Raw genomic sequence first — 11,782 nt, 5'->3', positions numbered from 1 at the left:
GCGCTGTCCTGCGCTCTATCCATGCCCTGTTCCACGCCTTGTCCCGCGCCTTGTCCCGCGCCTTGTCAGGCGGATCGGGGCACGCGGAAGATGACACTGTCGTTGGCGACCTGTTCAAGCTCGAGTCCGTGCGTGCGCGCCAGCCAGGCAAAGGTCGCCGGGCTGAACAGGCACACATGCGTCGGATCACGCAGGTAGTGCCAGCGCCTGAGCGCTTCCGGGTCATCCGAGGCGGGCTGCGTCATCACCCCCAGCAGGCCGCCGGGCTTGAGGCAGCGCAACCACTGGCGGAAGACTTCCCCCGGCGCGTAGAGATGCTCGATCACCTCGGTGCTGACGATGAAGTCATGCTGGCGGGTGAGCGCTGCCGGGTTCGGATGATAATAGAGATCGTGCAACGCCATCGGATGGCCCGCCTCCTCGAACATCTGCGCCAGGGCAGGCCCCGGTCCACAGCCGAAATCGAGCCCGCTGGCACCGGCCGCGAGCCGCTCGCACATCGGCGTGAAGAGCTTGGCCAGGAAGCTTCGATAACGCGGGTCTGCCGGGTCATTCTCGTGCTGGTCGTAGATATCCTGCTCTGCCCTGGCATCCAGGCGCTGGGACGGCGCCAGATACAGCAGATGACACTCCGGGCAGCGCAGGTAATCGCGCTCATCGGCGGGAGGGCGCTGACCGGTCTCGGGGCATGGCCTGCGCCGCTGCACCAGGTGCAGTACATGCTGGCTCCGGGGCGCCTCACACAGCGGGCAGACAGTATCTGAAGGCGGATAGGGAACGAGGGAATCAGGGGCTGACATCAGGGCTCCGTGGCTGGGGACACTGCCGGTGGGTGGATGTCACCACACGGCTGGCGGTGACAACTCGGCGCCACGCACGCTACCGCGGCGACACGGGCAATTCAGCAGCAGGTGAACGTATCGCAGGTGGCGACTGTCTGAGTGCTGAATGATACCCCGCGCCAGTGTCTTGCGCCTGCCACGATGGAGCCTGCAGGCACCGCCCCCCTCTGGCACAATGAGCATCATTCGAGTGCGGCACCGCGACACCTGACGATGTCACGGCGCCTGCCTTCGCGTCAGACAGGCGCGATCTTTCACGCCAGACCACCGGAACTTCACGTGTGACGATGGACAAGACTCTCAAGCGGTTCGAACAGGCCATGGAACAGCGCCTGACTCCTCTCAAGGCCAATTCCGTGGCCTGTCTGTGGCAACGACTGTCCGGGCTCAGCACCCGCCAGCTCTGGTGGCTGGCGCGCCCGTTGGCGCGTGTGGTGCAGCTGTGCAATCCCCGCGAGCGCCGGGTCACGCGCCAGAATCTGGGCCAGGCCTTCCCGCAGCTCGACAAGCAGGCGCGCGCGCGTCTGGCGAGCGACAGCCTCGCACATTCCACCGCCACCATGCTGGAACTGGGCAAGGTGTGGCTGGGTGATGAAGACGCCGTGCGCGATTCGATTCTCGAGGTCCACGGTCGCAACCTGCTCGACGAGGCGCGTGCCGAGGGGCGCGGCGTCATCGTGCTGGCGCCGCACTTCGGCAACTGGGAAGTGCTCAATTTCTGGCTCTCCAGCCACTTCCCGTTCACCGCCATGTATGAGCCGCCCAAGTTCGAGCGTCTCGACCCGATCATCCGCAACGGCCGTGAACGCATGGGCGCGAGCCTGGTGCCCACCAACTCGCGCGGCGTGGCCGCCTTGCTCAAGGCACTCAAGCGCGCCGAAGCGATCGGCATACTGCCGGATCAGGAGCCGGGTCGTGGCAGCGGCGTCTTCGCCGACTTCTATGGCCGCCCCGCCTATACCGCCACCCTGCTGCCCAAGCTGGTGGCGAGAACCGATGCACGCGTCGTCACCGGTGTCGCCCAGCGTCTGGAAGATGGCCATGGCTTCGCCATCCACTTCCTCGCCGCGGATGAAGGTGTCTATTGCGAAGAGGAAGTCGCCTCGGCACGCGGGGTGAATGCCTCGGTGGAAGCGGCGATCGCCTTGGCGCCGGCCCAGTATCAGTGGGAATACAAGCGCTGGCGCAAGAGCCCGCAGGAAATGGAGCAACAACCGGGCTGGCAGGAATCCCGCTTCTATGCGCGCACCTATTCCTTCTTCTCGCTCAAGGGCTGGCGCCGCTACTTCAAGCATCGCCGCAAGGCCAGCAAGCACGGCTGAGGGCAGCACTGGCGCAACAGGCCATCAGCTCCCAGACTGAATGCGCATGGCTCAATGACAGGAGGCAGGGATGCCGATCGAGACTCACGCCGCTCACCTCACAAGCGCATCGTCCCGTCGCCCCTCACTGTCCCGAGCGGTGTCGACATGCCTGCCGGCAAGCCTGGTGACAGGCTTGCCGACAAGATTGGTCACAGGTGCCGCGGCGGCCTGTCTCGCCTTGTCTCTGCCAGCCCAGGCAGAGACAGGAACTTCCTCCTCACTGTCGCTGATGAGCGCTCAGCAAGTGCCCAGCGATGCCCCAGCGCTCAAGCTGCCTGAAGGCGCCACGCTCGAGCGGCTGGCCTCGCTCGACAGTCCACGCATGCTGCATCTCACTGACGCTGGCGAGCTGCTGATCGGCTCGCGGGCCGAGCGTGTCTATCGCGCTCAGCTGAGGCCGGACGGCAACCTCTCTGCCGTGAAGACGCTGGTCGAACTGTCGGGCTACCCTCACTCGCTGGTGGTGCGCGGTGACAAGCTCTATGTCGCGACCACTGCAGCCTTGCTGGTCGCCGACTATTCACACGGCGAATCTCTCACCCGCGATGACTTTCGTGAGCTGATCGCCCTGCCCGGCGGCGGTGGCCACAACTCGCGCACCCTGAGTCTCGGGCCTGATGGCGGCCTCTATCTGGCGCTGGGCATCCAGGGCAATTGCTCGAATCAATATCTCGCAGGCAGCGAGCAGGGCTACTCCTTCAGTGAACGCCGCGGTGGCGTGCTGCGCCTTGAGGAATCCGGCGATGCCCCGCACTGGCAGCCCTGGGCCAGCGGGCTGCGCAACCCGGTAGGCCTCGCCTGGCAGCCAGGTAGGGAAGATGAGCCACGTCTGCTGGCCACCAACAACGGCCCCGACCACTGGGGCTACGAGCAACCTCGCGAGTTGGTGGTCGCAGCCCGCGAAGGCAGCTTCCATGGCATGCCCTGGTATCAGTGGGTCGATGGCCGCTGGCAGACGGATGACTGCATCACGAGCGATTCACCGCGCGAGCGTGACGAGATTGCGCCGCCACTGGCCGAGGTTCCCGCTCGCAGTGCGCCGATGGGAATCGCGGTGGTACCGCCAGAACATCCATTGGCCGCAGACATGGATGTCGTGGTGGCCGTCCACGGCAGCTGGGGCACGGCTCCCTCCGGCAGCGCCGCAGGTGATCCGGCCAGCCGTCGTGAGCCTCGCCTGCTGGGCCTCAAGCTGGCGACGCCAGACACTGAAGCACGCCTGGTGCCAGTGCTGACCGGTCTGCAGGACAGCAGCAGCGGCCAGCGCTGGATTCGCCCGCTCGATGTCCTGTTCGGCCCTGATGGCAGCCTGTACTTCACCTCGGATAGCGGCGCGGCTGGCCTCTATCGCCTCACCTTCGATTGATGGCCTGACCTCCAACAGAACGCTCCCTTGAGAAGCGAGGTCTTGGCCCTCTTTCCGGGCCTTCTCTCCAGGCCCTCTCTCCAGGCCCTCTTCTTCAAGTCTCTTCTCCAAGCCCTTTGTCCAAGCCCCCCTCCATGCCCCTCTCCAGGCGCTCTTTCCAGGAGCTGCTTGGCAGAGAGCCCATGAATAGGGCCTATGGCTGCAGTGGTTGCCTGCTGCAGATTCTGAAAACCTGCCGTTCATGCCCCGCCTTCGAATTACAGAAATGTAGTCCTGTATCCCCGCATGCACCCAATGGCCAGCTAGGCATTGTGAGGCCATGGAGCGACACTGGGTCGACGCCAAGCGTTTAATGAACGATGACGCGTTGAGAGAGCGTCTCTCGCTCGTGCATCCAGCCTACGAACTCCTGCGTATGATCCAACGGATACGCCATCGTCGGAGCCTGCCGCCATGAACCAGCAGCCACCCCCAGCAGCACGGACGCCCGCCAACCGGGACTCCTTGCCGAGCACCTGCACGCACCTGACGCGCGCTCCCTGGCTGAGCATCGTGATGCCGGTGCATGACGAGGCAGCCGGCATCGTGCAAACCCTGATCGCCCTGAATCGCCTGCGCGCGGGAGGGGACTGTGAAGTGATCGTGGTGGATGGCGGTTCGACGGATGGCACCCCCTCACTGGCCCATCCGCTGTGTGATGCCGTGCTGGGCAGTGAGCCGGGCCGGGCACGCCAGATGAATGCCGGAGCCGCGCATGCACGCGGAGAATGGCTGCTGTTTCTGCATGCCGATACCGACTTGCCCGACAATGCGCTGGCATTGCTCAAGGAGGCCGTCACGACGCATCGCCGCAGCGACTGGGGCCGCTTCGATGTCAGCATCAAGGGCGAGTCGCCGTGGTTACCGATGATCGCCGCCATGATGAATCTGCGCTCGCGGCTGACCAGCATCAGCACGGGCGACCAGACCCAGTTCGTGCAGCGCTCGACCTTCGAGGCCATCGGTGGCTTTGCCGACATGCCACTGATGGAAGATATCTGGCTGAGTGCCCAGCTCAAACATCTGACCCCGCCAATGAACCTGACGGCGCGCGTTACCACCAGCGGTCGGCGCTGGGAGACCCACGGCGTCTGGCGCACCATCGTCAAGATGTGGGGACTGCGGCTGGCGGCCTGGTGCGGCGTCTCCCCTGCACGCCTGGCACGCCTTTACGGCTATCGCGCCGCGGCGCAGGCCTGTGAGCAGCGCGGAATGCCCCATGCGTGATGCGGCGTTGCCTACCTTGCCTACAACTGATGCCGCGTCAGAGGTGCGCCCGACCCTCATCATCTTCGGTCGCCTGCCCATCGCCGGCCACTGCAAGACACGCCTGATCCCCGCACTCGGCCCCGAGGGTGCAGCTCGACTCTATGAGCGGATGCTGTGCCATATCGTTGACCAGGCCTGCGCCGCGCGCCTTGGCAAGGTCGTGGTGATGCTGACGCCCGCTGCCGAGCCGTCGAGACAGACACCTGAACAGGCGGCTCTGCAGGTGGCGCTGGAAGCCCGGCTGCGAAGCGTTGTCGACACCTCAGCCGACCTCACCTTCGAGGTACAGCCACAGGGGGACCTCGGTGAACGGATGTCCCGGGCCATGGCCCGACATCTACCCGAGGGGCCGGTATTGCTGATGGGCTCCGACCTGCCGGCGCTGGACAGCCAGCGCCTGCGCGAGGCAGCCCAGAGACTACGCACTCACGACGCGGTCCTGCAGCCCACCGAGGATGGGGGCTATGGCTTGATCGGCCTCAAGGCGCCCTGCCCGCAAGCCTTCCTGCTGCCCCGCTGGAGCCACGCCCATGTCTGCCGGGACACCCTGGCGCGGCTGGCACGGGCAGGCAGAACGTACTCTTGCCTGCCGATCAGCTGGGATGTCGATGAGCCGCGTGACCTTGCGCGACTGTCGCGCCACCTGCCGGCGCTCATGGCGGACATTGCCGCTTGAGACTGTCCATGAACCCGCTCGAGGCTCATCACAAGCCCGCTTGAGGCTCTTCACACCTTCGGCAGGCCTCCCAAAGTCGTATGCATTTTTGCTCACACTGCCCTTCTTCTGCGCCACAGGGCTGTTACACTCGCTGCATCGTGACTCATATGTCACAGCTTGACGGGGTGCCGGTAAGACCGGCTGAGATGTCATGCGCAGGCAATGTCCTTGCGTGAATGACGATCCCGCCGAACCTGATCCGGCTAGTACCGGCGTAGGGATCAAGCGTGAAGCGATGCCACTCGATAACGTCACCACTTTCTCACGGTGACTGTCGGCACCTCCCCCGCTTTTCCCCTGCTCCTGTTCCGGTACTGGCCACGCTTGCGCCAGAGAACTGCCGCCCCATCACGGGTCGTCAGCACGCTCACCGAGGGATGCGTCATGCCTAGTTTCAACGACCTGACCAGTGCCTGCGCCGAGGAATGGCGTGACTATCTCGAGCACGACTTCGTTCGCCAGCTGGGCGAAGGTCGTCTGCCGGAGGAGTCCTTCCGCCATTACCTGCAGCAGGACTACCTGTTCCTGATCCACTTCGCGCGTGCCTGGGCGCTGGCCGCCTACAAGAGCCGCACCCTCGCGGAGCTGCGTCAGGCCACGGCCAGTCTCGACACCATCCTCAATACCGAGCTCGATCTGCATATCGGCTACTGCAGCGAGTGGGGCATCAGCGAGGATGATCTGAGCGAGCTGCCGGAATCGCGCGCCACCCTGGCCTATACCCGTTACGTGCTCGATTGCGGCCAGCGCGGCGACCTGCTCGATCTGCACGTGGCGCTCGCGCCCTGCCTGATCGGCTACGGCGAGATCGCCGAGTGGCTGCTCGATCAAGACACCACCGAGATCGAGAACAACCCGTACGCGGACTGGATCGCGATGTACTCAAGCGATGACTTCAAGGAAGCCGTCGAAGCCGAGCGTGAATGGCTGGATGCGCGACTCTCGGAGGTCTCGGAGCGTCGACTGGGTGAACTGGTCGATGTCTTCCGTGACGCCACGCGACTCGAGATCGACTTCTGGCAGATGGGTCTCGATCGCGCTTGAGTCATCACAGACTGACGTCCCGGTGCTCGCCATGAGCCGCTCGGGATGACGCCATCCTCCATGGATGGCACGACTGACAGGCCAACAGAGCCTGGATGAGAGAACGCTCCCCGGGGCAAGCCTGACGCTTCGGGCAACACACTCTCGCATTGAAATCTGCACACGCTTGACGGGGTGCCGGTGGAACCGGCTGAGATCCTGCATGCATGCTTCGCCGCCCTGACGCGCGAGCTTGCCAGCAAGGGGTCCCGTGGAACCTGAACCGGTTAGGACCGGCGTAGGAATCAAGCTGATGGCCAGCCGCTGCGCGCGGCCGCCTCGCTCCCGGGCCACCTGTTGGCAAGGAGTCGGCGACGACCATCCTCTCCCTGCGCACGGTCTTCCCATGATGACGTCAGCCGTGACGTCGCCCTTTGAGGAGACCTGCATGAGCACTGTCCCGACAACACAAGACCCGCAAGCCACCAACGCCGCCGAGTCACCGCTCGCCTCGCAGCCTGAGTCTGCCCCCAAGGCACGCGCGCGCGCCGTTCGCAAGGATGGCAGCCGCCACCTCGCCAGCGAAGCACAAGTCGACGCCGCCGCCATCGCGCCGCTGAGCGGCTCGCGCAAGATCTATATCGAAGGCTCCCGTCCGGACATCCGCGTGCCGATGCGCGAGATCGTCTGCTCTCCGACCCAGACCTCCAGCGGTCTGGAAGAGAACCCGCCGATCGTCGTCTACGATACCTCCGGCCCCTACACCGACCCGGCGGTCGAGATCGATATTCGCCGGGGTCTGGCACCGCTGCGCGAAAAGTGGATCGAGGAACGCGGTGATACCGAACAGCTCAATCAGCTGAGCAGTGAATATGGCCGCGTGCGCCAGGCCGACCTGCGCCTGTCGTCACTGCGCTTCGAGCTGGACCATCGCCCGCGTCGTGCCCTGCCGGGCAAGAATGTCACCCAGCTGCACTATGCGCGCCAGGGCATCATCACGCCGGAGATGGAATACATCGCGATTCGCGAGAATCAGCGTCGTATCGCGCTGCGTGAGGAATATCAGGGCAGCGAAGCCGTCGAGAGCATTCTGGGCCACCAGCACCCGGGCCACAGCTTCGGCGCCAACCTGCCCGACGAGATCACCGCCGAATTCGTGCGTGAGGAAGTCGCACGCGGCCGCGCCATCATTCCCGCCAACATCAATCACCCGGAAAGCGAGCCGATGATCATCGGCCGCAACTTCCTGGTGAAGGTCAACGGCAACCTGGGCAACTCGGCGGTCACCTCCTCCATCGAGGAAGAGGTCGACAAGATGACCTGGGCGATCCGCTGGGGTTCCGACACCGTGATGGACCTCTCGACCGGCGCCAACATCCACGAGACCCGTGAATGGATTCTGCGCAACTCTCCCGTGCCCATCGGCACGGTGCCGATCTATCAGGCGCTGGAGAAGGTCGATGGCGTGGCCGAGAACCTCGATTGGGAGATCTTCCGCGACACGCTGATCGAGCAGGCCGAACAAGGCGTCGACTACTTCACCATCCACGCCGGCGTCCTGCTGCGCTATGTGCCGCTGACTGCCAGTCGCGTGACCGGCATCGTCTCGCGCGGCGGCTCGATCATGGCCAAGTGGTGTCTGGCGCATCACGAGGAAAGCTTCCTCTATCGCCACTTCGAGGACATCTGCGAAATCTGCAAGGCCTACGACATCAGCCTGTCGCTGGGCGATGGCCTGCGCCCGGGCTCGGTGGCCGATGCCAACGACGCCGCCCAGTTCGGTGAGCTCGAGACGCTCGGCGAGCTGACGAAGATCGCCTGGCAGCACGATGTCCAGGTCATGATCGAAGGTCCGGGTCACGTGCCGATGCACCTGATCAAGGAGAACATGGACAAGCAGCTCAGCGAGTGTGACGAGGCGCCCTTCTATACCCTCGGTCCGCTGACCACCGACATCGCCCCGGGTTACGACCACATCACCTCCGGCATCGGTGCCGCGATGATCGGCTGGTTCGGCTGCGCCATGCTCTGCTACGTGACCCCCAAGGAGCACCTGGGCCTGCCCAACAAGGACGACGTCAAGACCGGCATCATCACCTACAAGATCGCCGCGCATGCCGCCGATCTGGCCAAGGGCCATCCAGGCGCGCAACGTCGTGACAATGCGCTCTCCAAGGCACGCTTCGAATTCCGCTGGGAAGACCAGTTCAATCTGGGCCTGGACCCGGACACCGCGCGCAGCTTCCACGACGAGACGCTGCCCAAGGACTCGGCCAAGGTCGCCCACTTCTGCTCCATGTGCGGGCCGAAGTTCTGCTCGATGAAGATCACCCAGGAAGTGCGTGATTACGCCAATGAGCATGGCCTGACCGGCGATGCCGACAGCGTGATGGCCGGCATGCAGGAGCAGGCAGACAAGTTCAAGCGTGAAGGCAGCCAGCTCTATCAGGAGGTCTAGTCAAGCGCCTGACGGCGCACAGGGAAGCTGACTTGCCAAGCGACACAAAAAACGCCCCGACCAGTGATGGTCGGGGCGTTTTCGTCACATCCTGCCAAACGCTCATGACATCTCATGAGCGTGACAGAAGGCTCACGTACGGCTGGTGACTTCCAGCAGGTGATAACCGAACTGGGTCTTCACCGGGCCCTGCACGGTGTTGATCGGGGCGCTGAACACGACTTCGTCGAATTCCTTGACCATCATGCCCGGGCCGAAGGCACCCAGGTCGCCGCCACTGCGGCCGGACGGGCAGGAGGAGTGCTCGCGAGCGGCATCAGCGAAATCGCGGCCGTTCTCGATTTCGGTCTTGAGAGCTGCACACTGTTCTTCGCTGGAAACGAGAATATGACGCGCTGTGGCCTGTGCCATGTCTATCACCTGTCACTGATCGAATAAATGCCGTCGGCAATCACCGGCGGCGTGGCAGGTCATTGTGGCCCAAGGCAGCGCTCGCCGCTAGCGTCGCGCGCCTCCCCACCTGCTCAACGATGCTCCAGACACGCGAACGCCCACCCGGAAGACCGGATGGGCGTTGGGGACGCTCGCCTGAGAGCGTCGGCAGCAGTCGCTTACTTGGCGACTTTCTGCATGGCCTCGGAGGCGGACTTGGCGTTGCTTTCTGCCAGTTCCTGACCTTTCTTGGCGTATTCCTGGTTCAGCTCGACCACTTTCTGGGTGTCGTTCTGCAGCTTCTCACCCAGAGACTTCACAGTTTCCTGCTGCTCCTTGACGAAGTTCTTCAGACCTTCACTGTCCTTGATCTCGAGCATGGAACGCGCCTGGGTCAGGGAAGCATCAGCATAGGACTTGGTCAGTTCCATCTGTGCGCCGATCAGCTTCTCGCTGTAATCGATGCTCAGGGCGCTGAACGCACGCAGCGGAGACAGGAACATATCGTCGAACTGCTGAGCGGACTTCTCGAAGTTGGCATTGAACATGTAGGCACCCTCCAGGGTATTGGCATCACGCTGAAATGAACCGGAGCCTTGCTCCGTTCGATTATCAGGATTGAACCGGGCTGGTGCACCGTAGTGACCGAGCCATCATTGTCAAGCCGTCACTAACAAGCCGTCACGGTCAGATAGTGCTATCGACCAGGTTCCATCCTCGCTGCAACGCAGCATAAGACAGTCTTTGTTGCACTGCAACATCAAAAACATTGCAACGACTGGCCTGTACGCCCTGGTTGATGCAGTCGCTTGATTACACTGGAAAAAAACAATCAGAAATCAGAAATAAAATTGACGCCCTGAGCTCCCGTCACGCCATGAACCACACCCTTGAGCGCCAGACTGGCGCCATAGGCCTGGGACACAGGACCGGAGTCAAATACAACACCGTGCTACTGCCTTACTGGGCTGAGGCATCGCGACAGCGTTTGCAGAGCAGGCGCCCGCCCAGCGCACGTGCCTGTTCTGCCTGGCGACAGAAGTCGACACTCTGGGAGGAAAGCCACCGCCGACAGCCCTGGCAGCGCGGCAAGCCTTCCTCATCCTGCGACCGGGCAGAAGACACGCCCTGCTGATGGTCGGGCGCAGTACCCTGCTGCTCGCCTGCCCCTTGCTGGCTCGCGGAGCCTTCCTGGCTGCCCTGCCCCGGATCCTGGTGCCCGGGCTGCCAATGTGCAGCCTGCAGCCCTCGGCCCCCGAAACCGCACTGTCGCTTCAGAGCAGCCGTGGATGTCACGCCACGCTGGACCGCCAGCGTCGTGTCCTCCGACGCCCCCTCCATGTCATCGGACTCTGCCACCATGGCAGCGCTTTCGCCTGAGATCCGCGACTGCCCTTCAGGCGATAGAGGCGGTTGCCATAGATAGGCCAGCGTGGACACTGGAGTGGCACCACCGCCCTCCGGCGAGCGTGTGTCAGTGGCCAGGCCCAGCTCCGCCACCCAATCGGTATTGGGGGCCACATGCCGGGTCGCGATGGCGCGCCCCAGCTGGCGCAGGCGGCGTTGATCGAGGCGGTGGGTAAAACTGCGCAGCCGAGTCACGTAAGCGGTCTTGCTGCTTACCTGCAGGCACTGACGCTTGAGGCGCGCGAAGGACAGCAGCGCACGACTGTCGAAGATGTCTTCCGGCGGGCGACTGACCTGAGCCGCATCAGCCACCACGATGCGATAGCGCAATTGCGGCTGCAGCGTCATCCCAAGACGCACAGGCAACAACGAGGAGGCCTCCAGCCATTGCACGATGGCGCGACTGCGCTCAGGAATCGTCTGCAAGGGACAAGGCGTCACGGCGTGCGCCATGACGCCATCTTCGTCCGCGGGAACCTCGCCCTCCTGCGCGACTCGCCCATCATGAGCCAACAGCTCACCGAAGGGGGTGATCGAGAGCGTCAGATCAAAACAGGAGGCGTCCAGCACCCAGACCTGCATGAGGCTGTTGATCAGCAGGTGATCGATCTCGATCACGCCCTCTGCCTGGGCCAGCCTCACATCATGCAGCACGACCCAATCATCCCGCGTCCCCAACAAGGTATCCAGCTGGCTTGCCAGCGCACGGCGACGAGCCTGGCGGGCACGTATCGCGCGCAGCGCCTCCAGCACCTTGTGGCGCTCGGGCGCGGCAAGCGCAGCATCCTGCGCCAGCACCTCGAGCACCAGCAGGTCATATTCCCGTGAATCACAGTCCTTGATCAGCATGGGCGCCTCTGAATT

10 protein-coding genes and 2 riboswitches are annotated in these 11,782 nt (G+C 63.8%); of the genes, 6 read left to right on the top strand and 4 right to left on the bottom strand.

Annotation, left to right across the window (positions count from 1 at the left end; translation table 11 throughout):
• Positions 1-65 precede the first annotated feature (65 nt).
• Complete coding sequence (locus QQF40_RS10135; RefSeq protein ID WP_175088515.1) at positions 66-800, bottom strand: class I SAM-dependent methyltransferase; 735 nt, start codon at positions 798-800, stop codon at positions 66-68.
• Between the two features lie 329 nt (positions 801-1,129).
• On the opposite strand from QQF40_RS10135, the gene QQF40_RS10130 reads away from it, so the two are divergent.
• The 6 genes from QQF40_RS10130 to thiC all read left to right on the top strand — a co-directional run bounded on the left by QQF40_RS10130 (position 1,130) and on the right by thiC (position 9,079).
• A complete protein-coding gene (locus QQF40_RS10130; protein ID WP_285461231.1) occupies positions 1,130-2,164 on the top strand; it encodes a lysophospholipid acyltransferase family protein in 1,035 nt (344 codons plus the stop codon).
• A 286-nt stretch (positions 2,165-2,450) separates the two neighbouring features.
• Entirely contained in the window at positions 2,451-3,572 is a 1,122-nt protein-coding gene (locus tag QQF40_RS10125; RefSeq protein ID WP_285461230.1) for a PQQ-dependent sugar dehydrogenase, read from the top strand.
• A gap of 453 nt (positions 3,573-4,025) precedes the next feature.
• Positions 4,026-4,838: a TIGR04283 family arsenosugar biosynthesis glycosyltransferase gene (locus tag QQF40_RS10120; RefSeq protein WP_285461229.1), complete on the top strand. Its 813-nt coding sequence runs from the start codon at positions 4,026-4,028 to the stop codon at positions 4,836-4,838.
• On the top strand, positions 4,831-5,556 hold the full coding sequence (locus QQF40_RS10115) for a TIGR04282 family arsenosugar biosynthesis glycosyltransferase (protein ID WP_285461228.1): 726 nt from the start codon (positions 4,831-4,833) through the stop codon (positions 5,554-5,556). Before QQF40_RS10120 ends, QQF40_RS10115 begins: the two co-directional genes overlap by 8 nt.
• 153 nt (positions 5,557-5,709) lie before the next feature.
• Positions 5,710-5,836: riboswitch (TPP riboswitch) on the top strand.
• Between the two features lie 146 nt (positions 5,837-5,982).
• Positions 5,983-6,642, top strand: a complete 660-nt coding sequence (gene tenA / locus QQF40_RS10110) for a thiaminase II (RefSeq protein ID WP_043331406.1) — start codon at positions 5,983-5,985, stop codon at positions 6,640-6,642.
• 160 nt (positions 6,643-6,802) lie between these two features.
• A riboswitch (TPP riboswitch) is annotated at positions 6,803-6,943 on the top strand.
• 126 nt (positions 6,944-7,069) lie between these two features.
• Positions 7,070-9,079 (top strand): phosphomethylpyrimidine synthase ThiC, encoded by a 2,010-nt coding sequence (gene thiC / locus QQF40_RS10105; RefSeq protein ID WP_285461227.1) that lies wholly within the window; start codon positions 7,070-7,072, stop codon positions 9,077-9,079.
• 132 nt (positions 9,080-9,211) lie between these two features.
• Here the strand turns inward: thiC and QQF40_RS10100 are convergent, their stop codons facing one another.
• From QQF40_RS10100 to QQF40_RS10090, 3 genes are all read right to left on the bottom strand, one after another.
• The gene (locus QQF40_RS10100) at positions 9,212-9,490 is read right to left on the bottom strand and encodes a peptidylprolyl isomerase (protein ID WP_043331408.1); all 279 of its coding nucleotides are present in this window, start codon (positions 9,488-9,490) and stop codon (positions 9,212-9,214) included.
• Positions 9,491-9,690: 200 nt separating this feature from the next.
• Complete coding sequence (locus QQF40_RS10095; RefSeq protein ID WP_175088510.1) at positions 9,691-10,059, bottom strand: phasin family protein; 369 nt, start codon at positions 10,057-10,059, stop codon at positions 9,691-9,693.
• Positions 10,060-10,471: 412 nt separating this feature from the next.
• A complete protein-coding gene (locus tag QQF40_RS10090) occupies positions 10,472-11,767 on the bottom strand; it encodes a nuclease-related domain-containing protein (RefSeq protein ID WP_285461226.1) in 1,296 nt (431 codons plus the stop codon).
• Positions 11,768-11,782 lie beyond the last annotated feature (15 nt).

Source organism: Cobetia sp. LC6, assembly GCF_030264805.1.
In the GTDB taxonomy this organism is placed as follows: Bacteria; Pseudomonadota; Gammaproteobacteria; order Pseudomonadales; family Halomonadaceae; genus Cobetia.
This window is presented reverse-complemented; position numbering and strand designations above follow the sequence as displayed.

Excerpts from the sequence above, each read along its gene's own strand:
- QQF40_RS10135 (WP_175088515.1), bottom strand. The coding sequence starts at position 800 with ATGTCAGCCCCTGATTCCCTCGTTCCCTATCCGCCTTCAGATACTGTC.
- QQF40_RS10130 (WP_285461231.1), top strand. The coding sequence starts at position 1,130 with ATGGACAAGACTCTCAAGCGGTTCGAACAGGCCATGGAACAGCGCCTG.
- QQF40_RS10120 (WP_285461229.1), top strand. The coding sequence starts at position 4,026 with ATGAACCAGCAGCCACCCCCAGCAGCACGGACGCCCGCCAACCGGGAC.
- QQF40_RS10115 (WP_285461228.1), top strand. The coding sequence starts at position 4,831 with ATGCGTGATGCGGCGTTGCCTACCTTGCCTACAACTGATGCCGCGTCA.
- tenA (WP_043331406.1), top strand. The coding sequence starts at position 5,983 with ATGCCTAGTTTCAACGACCTGACCAGTGCCTGCGCCGAGGAATGGCGT.
- thiC (WP_285461227.1), top strand. The coding sequence starts at position 7,070 with ATGAGCACTGTCCCGACAACACAAGACCCGCAAGCCACCAACGCCGCC.
- QQF40_RS10100 (WP_043331408.1), bottom strand. The coding sequence starts at position 9,490 with ATGGCACAGGCCACAGCGCGTCATATTCTCGTTTCCAGCGAAGAACAG.
- QQF40_RS10095 (WP_175088510.1), bottom strand. The coding sequence starts at position 10,059 with ATGTTCAATGCCAACTTCGAGAAGTCCGCTCAGCAGTTCGACGATATG.
- QQF40_RS10090 (WP_285461226.1), bottom strand. The coding sequence starts at position 11,767 with ATGCTGATCAAGGACTGTGATTCACGGGAATATGACCTGCTGGTGCTC.